Here is a 16,591-nt window from a genome sequence, read left to right as displayed (position 1 = left end):
CCTTGAATCTGATTTCCGGCGCGCGCTGCCGGAATTCGGCCTGCCTGTGTAGCCGTACATAGGTAAAGAAATGGCTTATCGCCGACGTTTTGCGCCTGCGATCGCGCGACCCTGTTAACCCCGCTATCGCCACATTCCGCCGCGCGTTCGGGCACCTGCTCTGGCGCGAATCGTTCGCTATGCGTATCGGCCGCTGACTGCCGTAAGATCAGGATATGCATTTGACCCAGTTGATGACGGCCGATGCGGCGCGCCGATCCGATGCGATTTCGATAGCTCGCGTGATCTGCATATTGGGTGTGGTTTATGTGCATGCCTGGACCGGGTTGAACGGTCATGACCTGGAAATCGCGCGCGGCACACCGCAGGAAAATCTGCGCTGGCTGCTCATGGAAATATTCGGACGCAGCGCGGTGCCGCTGCTGGGTGTCATTTCAGGATGGCTGGTGGCGGGATCGTCCCGCGCGCAGAACTGGTTCCGTCATGTGCTGCAAAAGGCGCGGACGATCCTGTTGCCGATGATCCTGTGGAATGGGCTTGGCATCCTGCTGGTATCCGGCGCGGCGTGGTCCCTTGGGTTGTCTGCGCCCGTTCCAGTGTCGTTTGACTGGTTGTTTCAGGAACTGTTCGTTGTCAGCCGGAACCCGGACATCAACGTGCAGATGCCGTTTCTGCGCGACTTGTTCCTGTGCATGGTCATTGCGCCGCTGCTGCTTCGCCTGCCCAATCGCGTGCTGATTGGTGTTGCTGCTGTCGCAGCGGTCGCCCAACTGGCGGGCTGGGGGCCGCCGGTGTTGATGCGGCCGGCAATCCTGTTCTTCTTTGTCATAGGGATGATGGCCCGGCGGGCCGGGCTGGCGGAGCGAGTCGCTGCACTGGGTTGGACGGCCGCAGCAGCGCCCTTCCTGTTGCTCATGTCCGTGCAACTTCATTTTTCCCTGCAGGCGGTGCAGGGAGCGGGGATCGGCGTCGGTTTGCTTGACCTTGCAGTGCGTGTTGCGGCGGCCACCTGCTTCTGGCGGCTATCCTGGGCGCTGGCGGAAAGCCCCGTGCGGGGATTGTTGTTGAGGATTGAGCCCTTCGCCTTTCTGCTATTCTGCTCGCATCTCATTCTGATCTGGCTGGGCGGGCCGTTGCTGGGCGTGTTGTTCGGAAAGCTCGGTTCGCCTTTCTATCCCGCTTATCTGCTGATCCAGCCGTTGCTGGTCCTGATCGCGGTCCTGCTGCTGGGATCGCTTCTCAGCCGTGCCTGGCCGGATTTGGCCAAGGTGCTGAGTGGCGGACGCTTGCAGGGAGCTTCGGCGCTCAGCTAATTGTCTTGGCGGCGGCCATGGCGATTTCCAGGCTGCGCTTGCGGGCACTGAAATTATGGATTTGCCCGCCGATGATCAACTCGTCGACACCAGTCCGCTCTATGAAAGCGGCAAGATCCTCCTCGACCTTATCCTGTGTACCGATCGACGTGGCACTCAGGACATCCGCAAGCATCGCCTGCGCGCCCGGAGGTAAGCTTTCGAAATAGCCGGGAATGGGTGGCTGCAACTTGCCCGGCTGCCCCGTGCGCAGACGAACGAAGGCCTGTTGCATGGAGGTGGCGAGCAGTCTCGCTTCTTCCATGCTGTCGGCCGCGAATATATTATAGCCTGCCATCACATAGGGGCGATCAAGCTGGGCCGATGGTTTGAAGTCGCGACGGTACACCGCGATCGCGTCCTCCAGCGCGCCAGGGGCGAAATGGGAGGCGAAGGCATAGGGCAGGCCCAGCGCGGCGGCGAGTTGGGCGCCATAGAGGCTGGACCCGAGGATCCAGAGCGGCACATTTTCACCCGCGCCGGGCGTCGCCTGAAAGCCGAGCCTTCCATCACCCGCAAAATAGGCCTGCAATTCCAGCACGTCGCGCGGAAATTCATCCGGCCCACCGGAAAGCGTGCGGCGCATGGCCTGAGCCACCCGCTGGTCCGATCCGGGCGCGCGGCCTAGCCCAAGGTCTACTCGACCGGGGAAAAGCGCTGCGAGCGTACCGAACTGTTCGGCTATCAGCAGGGGGGCATGGTTGGGGAGCATGATGCCGCCCGAACCTATGCGGATGGTCGATGTCGCATGTCCGATATGCGCCAGCACCACCGAAGTTGCGGCCGATGCGATGCCCGGCATGCCGTGATGTTCGGCAACCCAATAGCGATGGAAGCCGAGTTGTTCGGCATGAACGGCGAAGGCGGCGGCGTTGACGAGGGCCTCGCCAACGGTGCTTCCTTCGATGACGGGGACAAGGTCCAGAACGGAAAAACGGATCATCGCCCGGATATGGGGCGATGATCCGTTTTATTTCAATACCTAGATATCGTCTCAGATCAGCCTACGCGTCCGAACCCCTGCGACGGTGGTTCGGATCGGCGGCCGAATGTGGCGGGACGACGCGCGACCAACGGATTGGAGTCGCGATCGAGGAGGGACATTGTTTCGGTAAAGCAGGGCCGCAGGCTGACGACAACCTCGATCAATTCGTCAGGACCCTCGCGTGTTTCGACGCAGCGGCGTGCGACCATCTCAATGCGTTCGGCCATGCTGCTCAGGCGGTGGGCACCAAATTGAGCCGATTCGCCCTTCAATGTGTGAGCGGGCGTGACCAGCGCGATGGCGTCGCGTTCGCGGATCGCCTGCTCGATCGCGCTTATGGCCTTGTCGCCATCCTCACGAAAATAGCTGAGAATCCGGAGAAATGCGCTGCCCAGTTCCGACCGGGACTTTGCCAGATCGGCCTGATTGACCAGTTCTGCCTCTCGATACGACACCCTGTCACACTCCCTGTTGCAGCTTCAGAATAGAAGCCGTGCGTAAACAGCAGGTTAAGCGGTGGTGTCAGAAGAAGGGTGGCGTCAGGATTTACGCGACAATTCAAAGCGATCGCCAGCAGCGGCGGAGAAATTCCAGCCATGCTGCCGGGTAAGCGCCTCCAATTCGCGGGCGGCGTTGGGATCGTCTGCTTCAACCGTTACCGCGTCGGCCGACCTCATCGCCCGAGCAGCGCGCAGGGCGGGCCAAGGGCATTTCATTCCCCTGGCATTCACATAGGCGGTATCATTTGCTGGCATAGGGATTGCGCGCGCTGCGTAACGTAAGGCGCACGGGCACGGCGCCGAAGCCCAGTTCCTTGCGGATGCCATTGACGAGATAGCGCCGGTAGCTTTCCGGCAGTTCGTCCAGACGCGTGCCGAACAGTACGAAGGTAGGCGGACGGGTCTTGTTCTGAGTGATATAGCGCAGCTTGATCCGCTTGCCGCCGGGGGCGGGGGGCGGATTGGCCTCCAGCGCGCGTTCGAACCAGCGGTTGAGTATGCCGGTGGAAACGCGCTGCGACCAGGCGGTGCGCGTTTCGAAGGCGACACGGATGAGGTCGTCCAGCCCCTTCCCGGTCGCGCCTGACACGGTCATGATCGGAACGCCGCGTATCTGCGCGAGGCCGTCGGAAAGCGCCTGCTTGATGCCCTGATACAGGGCAGAGCCATGTTCCACCGTGTCCCATTTGTTGAGCGCGACGACGAGGGCGCGGCCTTCCTCCAGCACCTTGTCGGCGATGCGAAGGTCCTGCGCCTCAAGGCCGCGCGTGGAATCGAGCAGAAGCACGACGACTTCGGCGAAGTTCACAGCGTTCAGGCCGTCCGAAACGGCGAGCTTTTCGAGCTTGTCCTGCACTTTGGCGCGCTTGCGCATGCCGGCCGTGTCGATCAGGCGGACGGGGCGGGGGTCGGCTTCCTCATCGCGCGGGTCGGTCCATTCCCAGTCGACCGCGATCGAGTCACGGGTGATGCCCGCTTCCGGGCCGGTCAGCAGGCGGTTTTCGCCCAGCAGCCGGTTGATGAGTGTCGATTTGCCCGCATTGGGACGGCCGACGATGGCGAGCTTAAGCGGAGCGGCCTCTAGATCGGCCTCGCTCGGTTCGGCTTCCTCTTCTTCCTCATCCTCCCGGTCGATATAGGGGAGGAGTGCCTGGAACAGGTCGGCAAGTCCCTGACCATGTTCGGCGGAAAAGGGGATGGGGTCGCCCAGGCCCAGGCTGAATGCCTCCATCACGCCGTCGTCACCGGCTTTGCCCTCGGCCTTGTTGGCCATCAGCACGACGGGCGCGTCGCCTTCGCGCAGCCAGCGGGCGATTTCCTCGTCCAACGGGGTGATGCCAGCGCGTGCATCGACGACGAACAGGGCGACATCGGCATTTTCGACCGCCGCCTGTGTTTGCATCCGCATGCGGCCGGGCAGGGTCTGGGGGTCTTCGTCCTCATAACCAGCGGTGTCGATGATGGTGAATTCGACGCCAAGCAGGTTCGCTTGCCCTTCCCGCCGATCGCGCGTGACGCCGGGCTGGTCATCGACCAGCGCCAGCTTCTTGCCGACGAGCCGGTTGAAGAGGGTGGACTTGCCCACATTGGGCCGCCCTACAATGGCAACTGTGGGCAGCATGATAGCCCGTTTCCTTTAAAACACTGGTGCTCCTGCAATGGCAGGAACCCAGTCCAAGACGTGGAACTGGGCTCCTGCCCTTGCAGGAGCACGATTATCTAACATTATCGTGGGCGTTAACGAAGCGCCGTCAGCTTGCCGTTGTCAGCAAGGATATAAAGCATGTTGTTGGCGACAACGGGGGAAAGCGACATGGACTTGTCCATATCAACAGCCGATTGAACGGCGCCCGTTGCCGGATCGACATAGTTGAGATCGCCATGGGTGGATACCAGGATCAGGCGACCGCCTGCCAGAACGGGACCCGTCCAACGGATGGCGTTCGCCTTCTTCTTTTCCTTTTCCCAGCGGCGAAGCTGGCTGATCCAGCGAATCTTGCCGGTCGCGCGGGCGACGCAAAGCAGCTTCGCGTCGCTGGTCACGACGAATACCCATTCGCCCGCAACCCACGGCGTCGAGATGCCCGCGATGTTGATTTCCCACAGGCGCTGGCCGCTCACCAGCTCATAGGAGGCCATGCGGCCACCCTGACCGATGGCGAAGACGCGGCCACGGTCGATAACCGGATTGGCGTCGATGTCGGTAAGCGATGCCACCGCCGTCGAAATGCTGGTGCGCGAAAGGGCGTCGCCCCATAGCGTGCGGCCATTTTCATAGCGGTACGCGGTGAGTTCGCCCGAGCTATAGCCCGCGATCACCGTGCCCTGCGCAGCGGCGGGGGCGGCGACGCCGAACACGCCGGTCACCTGCAACGTGCCGCTGTCGGTCCATTGGACTTCGCCATCGCTCTGGTTGAGCGCGAAAATCTGGTTGTCCTGCCCCATGACATAGACATGGCCATTGGCGAGCGTCGGTGCGCCACGCAGAGGGCCGCCGGGGCGCTTCTTCCACAGGATGGAGCCGTTCGCGGCGCTGAGCGCGGCTACGTCGCCCACGCCGGTGCTCGCATATACCTTGTCATCGACGATGCTGACGCCGCCGCCGAACAAGGCGCGACCGCTGCCTTCGGCGGGCAGGGCAGTTTGCCAGAGTTTCGCGCCAGTCCCCGCATCGAAGGCGATGACATGGGCGCCCGCGTCGATGACGTAGAGCTTGCCGTTGGCGATGACCGGGGAGGAGGCGAGGCGGGCGCGCGGCGTGCTCCCCTCGATCGAACTGGTCCAGGCGGTGGCGGGGGAAGCGCTTAGCGCTAGATGGCCCATCGCCTTGGAGGGGCCGCCGCCCGGCTGAGACCATTGATCATTGGCATAGGCTTCCGGAAGCGTGACCGAAACATCGGCCAGCGTCGGATCGACCTCCACCCCTTGCTCGTTGGTCAGGATCGATACGCGGTTGCCGACCACGGGGGTCTTGGGTCCACCCTTCTTGCCCCCGACGATACCGCAGCCCGCCAATAGCGCGACCATCGCGGCGACGGTCAGGACCCGGCGCGTGCCCGCAAATTTCGTCATGCTGTGCATCCCCATGCGCTTATCTTCATCCCTGTCCCGGTACGGTCGGCGTTTCGACTGCATCTATGCCCAATAAGCCCGCCATCTGTCGCGCGCGTGAACGGATCGACTGAGGCACGGTGGCATCCTTTGCCATCGCCGCGAACAGCGGGCCAGCAAGATCGGGCTTGCGCATCTTCATATAGGATATGGCGACCAGTTCGCCTGCGCTGCCGAACCATGGCGCGCCCTCAACGGCGAGGGGCTTAAGGCGATCGACCACCTGTTGCGGCTGAAGCGTCTCGAACTCCAGCGTGGTCTGACGGATCAAGGCGAGGTCGCGATAGGGCTGATCAAGCGAGCTGTCCGCTGCCATAGCCTTGTAAGCGGCGATCGCACCCTTGCTGTCGCCCTTGCGAGCGGCGACGCCAGCCTTCACGAGCAGGGCTGACGCGCGGAAGCCGGGCTGGCTGGCGTCGGTCAGTGCGTCGAGCTGCTTGGCATCAGGCGTCCCGCCGCCCGCAGCGGCCGAGATGACCTTGTCCATTTCCTCGGACACGGCTTGCGATTGAGTGGCGCTGTAATGCTGCCAATAGAGCCATGCCGCAAAGGCGACGAGGCCGATGACGACGGCCGCGACGATCCAACGGCCAAAGCGCTGCCAGAAGGTCAGCAATTGGTCCTGACGCACGGCCTCATCGACCTCGCGCATGAATGCTTCGCTATTTTGCGGCGTCAGGGCCACGTGGGTCTCCAGATATGCGTCAGAAAAAGCTCGCGGAAGGCGCGATCAATAGCGGCGGTGGCGCTTAGCGCAAATCACTTTTTGGGGCGATAGACCTGATCGGCCGTTGGGAAGCTGCGATTGCGCACTTCGGCGGCATAGCGTTCGGCCGCGCCACTGATGGTGTCGGCTATATTTTCGTATCGTTTCACGAAGCGCGGCACGCGTTCGAACATGCCGAGCATGTCCTCCGCGACCAGCACCTGGCCGTCGCAATGGGCCGACGCGCCGATGCCGATGACGGGGATGTCGAGGCTGTCGGTGATGGCGACGGCGAGGTCCTCCATGACGCCTTCGAGAACGACGGCGAAGGCTCCGGCGGCAGCGACGGCGCGGGCGTCGTCCATGATTTTGGCATGTTCTTCCTGGCTTTTGCCGCGCGCGCCATAGCCGCCGAGGGCGTTCACCGCCTGAGGCGTGAGGCCGACATGCGCCATCACGGGGATGCCGCGCTGGGTAAGGAAGGCGATGGTTTCCGCCATTGCTTGACCGCCTTCCAGCTTGACGGCGGCGCAACCGGTTTCGGCCATGACGCGGCTGGCGCTGGCGAAGGCATGGGCGGGGGAGGCTTCGTAGCTGCCGAAGGGCATATCGACGAGCACGAGGCTGTGATAGCTGCCCCGGACGACGGCGGCCCCGTGGGCGATCATCATGTCGAGCGTGACGGCAAGGGTCGAGGGCAGGCCGTAGATCACCTGACCGAGCGAATCGCCGACGAGCAGCATGTCGCAATGGGGATCAAGAAGCTGTGCCTGTCGGGCGGTGTAGGCGGTCAGCATCACCAGCGGCTCGTCCGTTTTGCCTTCGGCCTTGCGGCGTTGGATCGCTGGGACGGTCAGGCGCTTCATCGGCGCCGGGGTGGGATTGGCGCGGCTGGTGGAGGTGTCGAGCGTGAAGGTGGTGGACATGGGAGCGATGTACCCCAGTGGGGTTGCGGGCGCAAATCCGGCTAATTCGTCATCCCAGCGAAAGCTGGATCTCCTTGAGCCAGACTGTACCCCCTTCGCCTGAGATCCCCTGAGTTCACGGAACAAGTGCAACACCTGCTAGGGTGTTGTTGCGATGGGACAGAGATATGGCCAGCTCAGCCTTGAGGAGCGGATCGAGATTTACCGCCTGCATGCAGGCGGTAAATCGCAAAGAGCCATAGCGGCGCATCTCGGGCGGGCACCGGCTACGATCAGCCGCGAACTGCGGCGCAACAGCGTGCGAACCAAGGTCTGGCCCGGTGGCTATGAGCCTGTCCGCGCCCAGCAGCTTGCCGAACGCAGGCGCCGATGGGATTGCCGCTTCAAGCTGGAACGCCAACCGGACCTGCGCGGCCTTGTGAGGGACGGCCTTGCGATGGGATGGTCCCCCGAGCAGATCGCAGGCCGATTGACGCGCGAACATGGTCGCACCCTCATCAGCCCTGAGTCAATCTACCGCTTCATCTACCACCGTTCGGCACAGAAGGATTATTGGCATCGCATGCTGCCACGCGCCCGCCACAGGCGCGGCCGCTATCCCCGTCAAGGGGGCAGCATGCTCGATATCATCCAGCAGCGCCGCCCGTTGACCGAGCGCCCGCCCGACGCCGACGACCGGCAAAGCCCGGGCCATTGGGAAGCCGATTTCATGCTGTTTGCCCGCTATGGCCAGGCCATCCTGGTCGCCCATGAACGCGCCTCCCGGTTCACGATCATCCACCGGCCACAGGATCGAAAGGCCCGCAGAACCGCAGGCCATCTGGCGGACATGCTGGCCGACCTGCCCAAAACCCTCCGGCGCTCCATCGCTTTCGACAATGGACCCGAGTTCGCCCGGCATCACCAGCTCGCAAGCCAGATCGGCATCCAGACCTTCTTCTGCGATGTCCGATCACCCTGGCAGAAAGGCGGCGTCGAAAATGCCATCGGACGCCTCCGCCGCAGCCTGCCGCGCAAAACCAACCTCGATGCCATCACCCCCGATGATATCCTCGCTGCCATACAGCGATACAATCATACGCCAAGAAAATGTCTCGACTTCCTTACCCCCGCAGAGGCATTCTCTCGCTTCAATCCAAATGTTGCACTTCAAACGTGAATCTACATCCCAGCTTTCGCTGGGATGACGAATTTCTGTCTTCAAAAAGAACGAGAGCGGCAGGCCTGTGCCGCTCCCGCAGGGGTGAACATCGTTACGGTATCAGAACGAGAATTTGATCGTTCCGCCCCAGGTCCGGGGATCGCCGGGCTGGCCAGCGATGAGGCCGGTGTTGCCGGGGGCGATCTGAAGATTTTCGATATAGTTCACGTCGAAGGCGTTGCGGACCCAGCCGAACACATCGAAGCCTTCGCCACGGAAGCCTGCCCGGAAGTTGGTGAGAGCATAGCCCTTTACCCCGGTATAGCGTGAGGGCGAGGCGTTGGAGTTCCAGCGCGAGCGGTAATTGCCGTCCACGCCCAGATAGACCTGACCTTCCTTCGCCAGCAGCGTGACCGGAATGTTATATTCCGCGCCGTAGGAGAAAGCCCATTTCGACACGCCGGGCAGATCCTGACCGGAGATGTCGCACTGGCGGGGGCTCGCCGCGCCCGGAACGCCCGGTTGCGAATAATCGGGCGTGGCTCCGGAAGGCTGCGACGGTCCACCGGACAGTTCGGGCGGGCAGGGTGCGTTGGTGAACTTCTTGTACTTGGCGTCGGTGTAGGCGGCGTTGGCATAGGCGGTGAAGCGGTCGCTGGCGACCACCTTAAAGTCCGCCTCGATACCCTGCGACCGGACCTTTTCCGCATTGGCGAGATAGCCGCGCACGGTGCCGAACTGGCCGCCGTTCACGGTCGCCTGGAAATCCTTGATCGTGGTGCGGAAGGCGGAGATGTTGAAGGTCGCGCGGCGATTCCATAGCTGGGTCTTGAGGCCGACTTCAAAATGCTGGACCGATTCCGGCTTCACCGTTGCGGCGTCATAATTGACCGTATTGTCGAGGTTAAGCGGCAAGCCGTTCTGATTGATGCCCAGCGTCTTGAAGCTCTTGGCATAGGTCGCATAGGCGAGGATGTCCCGCGCGATCTTGTAGTTGACGTTGAAGTCATAGGTGAAGTTCCACGCGCTGTCCGAAGGCGCGCTGACCTGCGGCTGATAGACACCGCACTGTTGCGACGTACCCGCAATGGTACCGGGCGCAGCGGGTGTGGTGCAGCTGATCGCCTGTCCCTGCGCGTTCGTCACGACACGCTGGTAGAAGCCCGACTTCTTGTCATAATTGAGCCGCAGGCCGGGCTGAAGCGTCAGAGCGTCGGTGACTTTCCAACTGAGCTGACCGAACAGCGCGGCGCTTTCGCTCTTGAGCCACTGGGTGTTGCTGGCGGTGAGGCCTGCAAGCGTCGCGGGGTTGTTGGCCGGGTTCAGGGGGTCGGGCGAGGGCGCGAGGCTCCACTGGGCCGCGGCGCTGCCCTGCTGTTCGGTGCCCTGCGTGTCGATCCGCTGCTTGAAGCCGAAGAGGCCGACCACGAAGTCGATCTTCTGGCTTTCGTAATTGTAGCGGAATTCCTGGCTATATTGGTCCTGCTGCGAGGGATTCTGCGACTTGGAGACGATGGGCAGACCGGTGAAGTCGCGGTCATTTTCCGGCTTCCAGTCCCAGAAGCGCCAGGCAGTGACCGAGGTCAGGGTGCCGGGGCCGACATCCCACTTTACCCGTGCCGACACGCCGCCAATCTTGTTGCCAGCGTTGAGGTTGCTGTCGAGATCGGTCAGGCGATCGTAGGGATTGCGGCTGGGCACGACATAGCCCTGCGCGGCGGCGAGTGCGTCATATTGACGGGTGAGCGGGCGCTGCGTCCGGCCGACGCGGACGAAGGTCGTGCCGCAGCATTCCGGGTCCTGCTTGCTGTAATCGCCTGACAGGGTGATGCTGAAATCATCATTGGGCTTGAACAGCAACTGGCCGCGCAGGCCCAGATTGTCCTGTTCATTGATCCAGCGCTGCGACGTGACGTTATAGAGGGTGCCACGGCGGCTGGTCGCCGCAACCGCCAGGCGCGCGGCGATCGTGTCGGACAGCGGGCCGGAGATGGCGGCCTTCGCCTGCCGGTAGTTGAGGTTGCCAACGCTCAGTTCAGCACGGCCTTCGAAATCGAAGGTCGGCTGGTTGGTCGTGATGTTGATGGCGCCTGCCGTGGTGTTCTTGCCGTACAGCGTGCCCTGCGGGCCGCGCAGCACTTCCACCTGGCTGACGTCGAGGAAATCGAAGGTCGCAGCGGCGACGCGCGAGTTATAGACGTCATCGACATAGATGCCGACGCCCTGCTCAAAGCCGTCGCTGGTGAGGCCGAACGGCACGCCGAGGCCACGGATGTTGACCGACGTGTTGCGGGGATTGGTGGTATAGACCTGCAAGGTGGGCGCAAGCTGTTGAAGCTTCACCACGTTGAAGTTGCCGGTGGCTTCGATGCTGTCGCCCTTGATCACGGAGATCGCCAGCGGCACTTCCTGCGCCGTTTCCTGGCGGCGACGGGCGGTGACGATGATCACCTCACCGCGAGGGCTGGAGGCCTGCTCGGCCGGGTCTGCGGCCGGGACAGCTGCATCGGCGGCTGGCGCAGGTGCTTCCTCGGCATGGACGCTGGACGCAAAGATGGATGCGCTCGCCACACCGGCGAGCAACAGAGAACGCGCAATCATAATAATTCCCCTTCCGGAGGTCCGGTGAATGTTGATCGCGGCGTTTCCGGTTGGCCGGTCAACACCGATGGTCTGGGAATGGTACTGGACAGTTAGCGGCCCACCCCCTGCCGCCTGTTATTTACCGCATGTCCGGCGGCCTGCATTTGCGACCCTTAAAGGCCCCCGCATTTTTCAGGCGGTTAGGCGAGTCTTTTCCGTCACATCGATCTGGACGACGCGGGCATCATGCACGGTCAATGTGATCGACCCGAAACGCAGTGCTTCAAGAACGCCGCGAACCTTTTCGATGCTGACGGAAATGTCCGCCCGCTGACCATCTGCGCGGCCGTTGCGGGCAAATTCTGTTGATCGGCTATCACTCATAAGCACCTCATGGCCTGCTTTTATCTCAACTAATTTAATAGACAAAAAAGCAAATATATAGGGCGCCCAAGTTTGCCTTGTCGCGCCCTTTAAAATTCAGCCGATCAACCGCATCGCCGCCAGTTTGCGGTCATGTTGATGATGGGCGAGGGGAATGGCTGGCCGCATCTGCCGCATGAGCGAAGCCTGTTCATGTGCGTTGTCGACCAGCCGTTCCAGCAGGGATTGGCCGAAATCCCATGTGCCAAGATTGGCTTCAGCATTGATATGTCCGCTAAAGCCCGCATCGACAAAGCTGCTGCCCCAGTTTTTGGCGATACTGTGGGCGCGTTCGAAGAAGATATAAGGGTCATTGCGGCTGGCGACGACGATCGACGGGAAGGGTAGCTGTGCTCGTGGCGTCGGCCCAAAGCCGCCGATAGTCTCGGGCGTTTCCATCCTGTCGCAATCAGGCGGCGCGACCAGCAATGCGCCCGTCACCGGCCAGCCATAAGCCTGGCTTTGTAACGCGCCCCACCAAGCGACGGCGAGGCAGCCCAGGCTGTGCGCGGCCAGGATGATCGGTCCTTCAACTTCCCGGATCGCCGCATCAAGGCGAGTGACCCATGCATTGCGGTTTGGGCTGGCCCAACTGCCCAGATCGACACGCTCGCAATCGCCGCGCATGCCCTCCCAAAGGGTCTGCCAATGATCGGGGCCGCTGTTGTTGAGACCCGGTATGGTCAGCACGACAGGATTGCGCGCGTCGCCCAGATGTCCGAATCGGTCCATGGTTTGATCCTCGTCCAATTACAGCCCGGACGTATATTCTATTCATTAGGTAGACAATGCTTCAGCGATCAATTGTGTCCAAATTTGGGCGATTGGATTCATCTGGCGTTCAGCTTAGGAAAGCCGCCGTCACGCCTGTCACCAAGGATATATGAGGCCGTAATAGGAGAAGACGTTGCGGCCATAAGCCTCGTCATAATCCGGTCGGCTGTCCGCCATGTAACGAGGGGCGTTATCCAACACCTCTTTGCTCAGATCAACGACATAGCCGCCTTTTTCCGTGTCATAGTTCAGCATCGACCATGGGATGGGGTAATGATCATGGCCAAGGCCGAGGAAGCCGCCAAAGGACAGAACGGCGTAACGCACCTGACCGCTGCCCTTTGCCACCATGAAGTTGGAGATATGGCCCAATCTTTCTCCTTCGCGGTTGTAGACCACTGTTCCTTCCACACGGTCGGACGCGATCAGGTCGCTGGGATTTTCCATTGCAGGGTCAGTCATTGTCACCCTCCTTTATGCGAATCAGGCTATGATGATGAAACCGGGCAGGATCATCGGGGTTCCCACTCTTCACGTAGGAGGATGACATGAAGATCAATCGCAGTGGTTCGGCGGTATGGAGCGGCGGCCTGAAGGACGGAAAGGGCGCGATTTCGACGCAGAGCGGCGCGCTGGACGCGCACCCCTATGGCTATGCGATGCGCTTTGAAGGCGTGCCCGGGTCCAATCCGGAAGAGTTGATCGCCGCTGCCCATGCGTCCTGTTTCACTATGGCGCTGTCGCTGATCCTGGGCGAAGCTGGACTGACGGCGGACAAGATGGAGACTAATGCTGTCGTCACTCTGGAGCAGCAGGAGGGAGGCTTTGCCATCACGTCAAGCAAGCTGACGCTGAAGGCCACTATTCCGGGTGCTGACGACGCGCAGTTTCAGGAATTGGCGGCGAAGGCGAAGGAAAATTGCCCTGTGTCGAAGCTGCTTAATGCGGACATCAGCCTGGACGCGGAACTGCTAGGCTGAAGCGGGACGGCGGGAGCGTATATGTTCCCGCCACGCGATGTAGAGGCCGCTCATGATGATGAGCGCAGCCCCGATCCATGTCGTGAACATGGGCCATTCGCCCCAGATCAGCAGGCCAAGCATGGTCGACCAGATGATCGTGCTATAGTCCATCGGCAGCACGACCGACACGGGCGCATGACGCAGCGCCCCAGTCATGCACAGCTGCGCAATGCCGCCAGTGACGCCGACGCCCATCAGCATGGCCCAGGTCATGGGATCATGCGCCTTTCCAACGAAGAGCATGAGGATGCCGAGTGGCGGGATGGAGAGCGTCGTGAACCAGAAGACGATGGCGCCGGTCCTTTCCGTACGACCCAGGTCACGGAGCAGCAGGCCAATGCAGGCGGTGATGACAGCGGCGGAAAGCGCGACGGCAAGGCCCAGCGGCGGGAAGTGGGCGCCGTCTGGGCGGACCATGATGATGATCCCCACGAAGCCCAGCAGAATGGCGGCCCAGCGATGCGGGCCTGTCGCTTCCCGCAGCAGAAGCGCGGAGAGCAGGGTGGCGAATATCGGCATGGTGAAGCCGATTGCCGTGGCCTCAGTCAAGGGCAGCAGCAGGTATGAGCCGAAGTTGAGGACCATGCCGGTAAGGCCGAGCACGGTGCGGCTGACATGGGCGCCAAGACGGTTGCTGCGGACCGATGGAAGGCCGTCAGTCATTGCGACCCAGGTGACGATCAGCGGCAGAGCCAGCGCCTGGCGGTAGAAGATAAGTTCGATCAGGCTGACGCCGCGTGTGCCGACGACTTTGCCCAGCGCGAACATGACCGCCATGAACATCATCGCCAGCAGACGCAGACCGATGCCCTTGAGCGGATGCTCCTCTCGCGCGGGGGGTGGGGGCGGAAGCTCCTCCGGCGGGCTGATGGGGGCGGGGGGTTGCACGCAGGTCGCTTTAACCGGCGGACAGGATGACGCAACCACCCCCGTGATAATGATCGCTCGCCTTTGGAAAATATAGCGGTGGAACGACCGCTATCCTGCCGACAAGATCAGAGGCAGGCTTCCAGGAAAGGCTGGTCGAAACCGAACTGGCGCGCCTTGTCGAGCGTGTAGGGGCGCAGGCCCATGGAGCGGTATTCGCCAACGATTTTACCGCTGTCATCTTCGTCATGATATTCGAACTTGAACAGTTCCTGGGTGACGATGACGTCGCCTTCCATGCCGATCACCTCGGTGATGTTGGTGACGCGGCGCGAACCGTCGCGTAGGCGCTTTACCTGCACGATCAGGTCGACGGAGTCGGCGATCTGCTTGGAAATGGCTTCCTTTGGGATCTTGATGTCGCCCATCAGGATCATGTTTTCCATACGGCCAAGGCACTCACGCGGGCTATTGCTATGCAGCGTGCACATGGAGCCGTCATGGCCGGTGTTCATCGCGGCGAGCAGGTCGAAACACTCCGCACCACGAATTTCGCCCAGGATGATGCGGTCAGGACGCATACGCAGGGCGTTCTTGACGAGGTCACCAATGGTGATGGCGCCTTGCCCTTCCAGGTTCGGGGGGCGGGTTTCCAGTGGCAGCCAGTGGGGTTGTTGCAGGCGAAGTTCGGCCGCATCCTCGATCGTGAGGACGCGCTCGCCCGGGTCGATCATCTTCGACAGGGCGTTGAGCATCGTGGTCTTGCCCGAGCCGGTGCCGCCCGAAATCACGATGTTCATGCGCGATGCGCCCGCGATCTTGAGCGCGGTCGCCATCTTCGGGCTCATCGCGCCCCATTGGGCGAGCATGTCGATGGTGATCGGCTTGGCGGAAAACTTACGGATCGAGATGGCGGTGCCCCGCAGCGAGAGCGGCGGCACGATGACGTTGACGCGGCTGCCGTCGGGCAGGCGGGCGTCGGCCAGCGGCGTGGTTTGATCGACGCGGCGGCCGACCTTGTTCACGATGCGCTGGGCGATCTGGAACAGATGCTCCTCGTCGCGAAACTTGATCGGCGCGATGATCAGCTTGCCCTTCTTTTCGATATAGGTCTGCTCCGGGCCGTTGACCATGATGTCGGTGACCTCGGGGTCGGCCAGCAGCTCCTCTAGCGGGCCGAGGCCGAGCAGTTCATCGACCAGCACCTTTTCCAGCGCGAACTGTTCGCGCCGGTTGAGGGTGAGCTTGAGCTCGGCCAGCACTTCCATGATGATCGGGCGGAATTCTTCGGCCAGTTCATCCTTGCTGAGCGTCGCGGCCGCTTCCGGGTCGACGCGTTCGAGCAGGCGAGGGAGGACCTGTTCCTTGATCTTGTGGACGGAGGCTTCAAAGCCTTGAGGGCCTGTGTCGGCTACATGTTCGGCGTTGGCGCGATCCGACAAGCGCTGCAACGCGTCGGCGTTGCGCTGCATCTGGCTGGTGGGCGCGGACAGCGGATCGATTGGGCTGTTGGCGGCGGGCAAGGGAGCCATGTCTAGCGGGGGGAACTGGTCGCCGCCTCGTGCTTCCTCACGCGGGGCGCCGCCCTGCATTGGCCGGGCTACACCGAATCCCGGTTTGATGCCGGCAGGTCCATTTTTCCGTCCAAACGCGCTCATAATTCTCCGCCGCGATATTCTGTAGGATTCGCCTGCCCGAACAGGCTGATCCGATTTGGCTGCAATGGTGAATAAGGCGGAAACTTTGACAAATGGCTAATGGCGCCGACGACGGCGCCCGGTGACCAGTGGGGGGTAAGATTGCCCCCTGATAGGAAAAGGCCGCGCTCCTGTCTGAAGGCGGCCTTTTTCAATCCATCAGCGGGGTCAGCTTGGGTCTGTTAGCCCGCATGCTCTGCTAGGACGGTCAGGCCCTTTTCGTTGACTTCAGCGAAGCCGCCCTGAACGGGGATGATTTCGGGCGCGGCGCCCGCGTTGGCGAAAATCTGGATTGCGCCGTCGCGAACGGTGGACATGAACGGCGCGTGGCCTTCCAGCACGCCGAAGTCGCCATCGGTGCCGGGGACGACCACCTGATAGACCTCTTCCGAGCGGACGAGCTTTTCGGGGGTCACGAGTTCGAAATGCAGTGCCATCTGTAACTCTCCCCCCTCCCTTTCAAGGGAGGGGCAGGGGGTGGGTGCGATTGCGCAAGCAATCGCC

General features: G+C 62.0%; 17 protein-coding genes. 3 read left to right on the top strand and 14 right to left on the bottom strand.

What is annotated here, in order from left to right; genetic code table 11:
• The first annotated feature begins 215 nt into the window (after nucleotides 1–215).
• The gene (locus tag ACZ5U1_RS07300; protein ID WP_464777827.1) at nucleotides 216–1,313 is read left to right on the top strand and encodes an acyltransferase family protein; all 1,098 of its coding nucleotides are present in this window, start codon (nucleotides 216–218) and stop codon (nucleotides 1,311–1,313) included.
• On the opposite strand, the gene ACZ5U1_RS07295 is transcribed toward ACZ5U1_RS07300, so the two are convergent.
• The 7 genes from ACZ5U1_RS07295 to panB form a co-directional block, all read right to left on the bottom strand.
• Nucleotides 1,306–2,295 (bottom strand): LLM class flavin-dependent oxidoreductase, encoded by a 990-nt coding sequence (locus ACZ5U1_RS07295; protein WP_464777826.1) that lies wholly within the window; start codon nucleotides 2,293–2,295, stop codon nucleotides 1,306–1,308. The two genes, ACZ5U1_RS07300 and ACZ5U1_RS07295, sit on opposite strands and share 8 nt — an antisense overlap.
• Nucleotides 2,296–2,351: 56 nt before the next feature.
• On the bottom strand, nucleotides 2,352–2,792 hold the full coding sequence (locus ACZ5U1_RS07290) for an Hpt domain-containing protein (RefSeq protein WP_464777825.1): 441 nt from the start codon (nucleotides 2,790–2,792) through the stop codon (nucleotides 2,352–2,354).
• An 84-nt stretch (nucleotides 2,793–2,876) separates the two neighbouring features.
• Nucleotides 2,877–3,092, bottom strand: coding sequence for a sulfurtransferase TusA family protein (locus tag ACZ5U1_RS07285; protein WP_464777824.1), 216 nt, complete (start codon nucleotides 3,090–3,092; stop codon nucleotides 2,877–2,879).
• Nucleotides 3,079–4,458, bottom strand: a complete 1,380-nt coding sequence (gene der / locus ACZ5U1_RS07280) for a ribosome biogenesis GTPase Der (RefSeq protein ID WP_464777823.1) — start codon at nucleotides 4,456–4,458, stop codon at nucleotides 3,079–3,081. The genes ACZ5U1_RS07285 and der overlap by 14 nt, the downstream gene beginning before the upstream one ends.
• Before the next feature lie 116 nt (nucleotides 4,459–4,574).
• A complete protein-coding gene (locus ACZ5U1_RS07275) occupies nucleotides 4,575–5,924 on the bottom strand; it encodes a PQQ-binding-like beta-propeller repeat protein (protein WP_464777822.1) in 1,350 nt (449 codons plus the stop codon).
• 10 nt (nucleotides 5,925–5,934) lie between these two features.
• Nucleotides 5,935–6,633, bottom strand: coding sequence for a tetratricopeptide repeat protein (locus ACZ5U1_RS07270; RefSeq protein WP_464777821.1), 699 nt, complete (start codon nucleotides 6,631–6,633; stop codon nucleotides 5,935–5,937).
• 74 nt (nucleotides 6,634–6,707) lie between these two features.
• Entirely contained in the window at nucleotides 6,708–7,580 is an 873-nt protein-coding gene (gene panB / locus ACZ5U1_RS07265) for a 3-methyl-2-oxobutanoate hydroxymethyltransferase (RefSeq protein ID WP_464777820.1), read from the bottom strand.
• 154 nt (nucleotides 7,581–7,734) lie between these two features.
• Here panB and ACZ5U1_RS07260 point away from each other — a divergent pair, with 154 nt between their 5' ends.
• The gene (locus ACZ5U1_RS07260; protein WP_464777819.1) at nucleotides 7,735–8,739 is read left to right on the top strand and encodes an IS30 family transposase; all 1,005 of its coding nucleotides are present in this window, start codon (nucleotides 7,735–7,737) and stop codon (nucleotides 8,737–8,739) included.
• A 102-nt stretch (nucleotides 8,740–8,841) separates the two neighbouring features.
• On the opposite strand, the gene ACZ5U1_RS07255 is transcribed toward ACZ5U1_RS07260, so the two are convergent.
• From ACZ5U1_RS07255 to ACZ5U1_RS07240, 4 genes are all read right to left on the bottom strand, one after another.
• Nucleotides 8,842–11,322: a TonB-dependent receptor gene (locus ACZ5U1_RS07255; RefSeq protein WP_464777818.1), complete on the bottom strand. Its 2,481-nt coding sequence runs from the start codon at nucleotides 11,320–11,322 to the stop codon at nucleotides 8,842–8,844.
• A gap of 174 nt (nucleotides 11,323–11,496) precedes the next feature.
• The gene (locus ACZ5U1_RS07250; protein ID WP_464777817.1) at nucleotides 11,497–11,688 is read right to left on the bottom strand and encodes a YezD family protein; all 192 of its coding nucleotides are present in this window, start codon (nucleotides 11,686–11,688) and stop codon (nucleotides 11,497–11,499) included.
• A gap of 96 nt (nucleotides 11,689–11,784) precedes the next feature.
• Nucleotides 11,785–12,459 (bottom strand): RBBP9/YdeN family alpha/beta hydrolase, encoded by a 675-nt coding sequence (locus ACZ5U1_RS07245; RefSeq protein ID WP_464777816.1) that lies wholly within the window; start codon nucleotides 12,457–12,459, stop codon nucleotides 11,785–11,787.
• 138 nt (nucleotides 12,460–12,597) lie between these two features.
• The gene (locus ACZ5U1_RS07240; protein ID WP_464777815.1) at nucleotides 12,598–12,963 is read right to left on the bottom strand and encodes a PRC-barrel domain-containing protein; all 366 of its coding nucleotides are present in this window, start codon (nucleotides 12,961–12,963) and stop codon (nucleotides 12,598–12,600) included.
• Between the two features lie 86 nt (nucleotides 12,964–13,049).
• Here ACZ5U1_RS07240 and ACZ5U1_RS07235 point away from each other — a divergent pair, with 86 nt between their 5' ends.
• Nucleotides 13,050–13,481: an OsmC family protein gene (locus ACZ5U1_RS07235; RefSeq protein WP_464777814.1), complete on the top strand. Its 432-nt coding sequence runs from the start codon at nucleotides 13,050–13,052 to the stop codon at nucleotides 13,479–13,481.
• On the opposite strand, the gene ACZ5U1_RS07230 is transcribed toward ACZ5U1_RS07235, so the two are convergent.
• From ACZ5U1_RS07230 to ACZ5U1_RS07220, 3 genes are all read right to left on the bottom strand, one after another.
• Nucleotides 13,473–14,309: a DMT family transporter gene (locus ACZ5U1_RS07230; RefSeq protein ID WP_464779988.1), complete on the bottom strand. Its 837-nt coding sequence runs from the start codon at nucleotides 14,307–14,309 to the stop codon at nucleotides 13,473–13,475. The two genes, ACZ5U1_RS07235 and ACZ5U1_RS07230, sit on opposite strands and share 9 nt — an antisense overlap.
• A 209-nt stretch (nucleotides 14,310–14,518) precedes the next feature.
• Nucleotides 14,519–16,048 carry a CpaF family protein gene (locus ACZ5U1_RS07225; protein WP_464777813.1) on the bottom strand — a complete coding sequence of 510 codons (1,530 nt, stop codon included), beginning with the start codon at nucleotides 16,046–16,048 and terminating at the stop codon, nucleotides 14,519–14,521.
• Nucleotides 16,049–16,269: 221 nt separating this feature from the next.
• Complete coding sequence (locus ACZ5U1_RS07220) at nucleotides 16,270–16,524, bottom strand: ATP synthase F1 subunit epsilon (protein WP_464777812.1); 255 nt, start codon at nucleotides 16,522–16,524, stop codon at nucleotides 16,270–16,272.
• Nucleotides 16,525–16,591: the final 67 nt, after the last annotated feature.

This window comes from Sphingobium sp. TomTYG72 (assembly GCF_055394715.1).
Note: the sequence above shows the minus strand (reverse complement) of the source record. Positions and strands in the feature narration are given on the sequence as shown.

Coding starts and splice junctions, on each gene's coding strand:
- ACZ5U1_RS07300 (WP_464777827.1), top strand. CDS start 216: ATGCATTTGACCCAGTTGATGACGGCCGATGCGGCGCGCCGATCCGAT.
- ACZ5U1_RS07295 (WP_464777826.1), bottom strand. CDS start 2,295: ATGATCCGTTTTTCCGTTCTGGACCTTGTCCCCGTCATCGAAGGAAGC.
- ACZ5U1_RS07285 (WP_464777824.1), bottom strand. CDS start 3,092: ATGCCAGCAAATGATACCGCCTATGTGAATGCCAGGGGAATGAAATGC.
- der (WP_464777823.1), bottom strand. CDS start 4,458: ATGCTGCCCACAGTTGCCATTGTAGGGCGGCCCAATGTGGGCAAGTCC.
- ACZ5U1_RS07275 (WP_464777822.1), bottom strand. CDS start 5,924: ATGGGGATGCACAGCATGACGAAATTTGCGGGCACGCGCCGGGTCCTG.
- panB (WP_464777820.1), bottom strand. CDS start 7,580: ATGTCCACCACCTTCACGCTCGACACCTCCACCAGCCGCGCCAATCCC.
- ACZ5U1_RS07260 (WP_464777819.1), top strand. CDS start 7,735: ATGGGACAGAGATATGGCCAGCTCAGCCTTGAGGAGCGGATCGAGATT.
- ACZ5U1_RS07255 (WP_464777818.1), bottom strand. CDS start 11,322: ATGATTGCGCGTTCTCTGTTGCTCGCCGGTGTGGCGAGCGCATCCATC.
- ACZ5U1_RS07250 (WP_464777817.1), bottom strand. CDS start 11,688: ATGAGTGATAGCCGATCAACAGAATTTGCCCGCAACGGCCGCGCAGAT.
- ACZ5U1_RS07245 (WP_464777816.1), bottom strand. CDS start 12,459: ATGGACCGATTCGGACATCTGGGCGACGCGCGCAATCCTGTCGTGCTG.
- ACZ5U1_RS07240 (WP_464777815.1), bottom strand. CDS start 12,963: ATGACTGACCCTGCAATGGAAAATCCCAGCGACCTGATCGCGTCCGAC.
- ACZ5U1_RS07235 (WP_464777814.1), top strand. CDS start 13,050: ATGAAGATCAATCGCAGTGGTTCGGCGGTATGGAGCGGCGGCCTGAAG.
- ACZ5U1_RS07230 (WP_464779988.1), bottom strand. CDS start 14,309: ATGATGTTCATGGCGGTCATGTTCGCGCTGGGCAAAGTCGTCGGCACA.
- ACZ5U1_RS07225 (WP_464777813.1), bottom strand. CDS start 16,048: ATGAGCGCGTTTGGACGGAAAAATGGACCTGCCGGCATCAAACCGGGA.
- ACZ5U1_RS07220 (WP_464777812.1), bottom strand. CDS start 16,524: ATGGCACTGCATTTCGAACTCGTGACCCCCGAAAAGCTCGTCCGCTCG.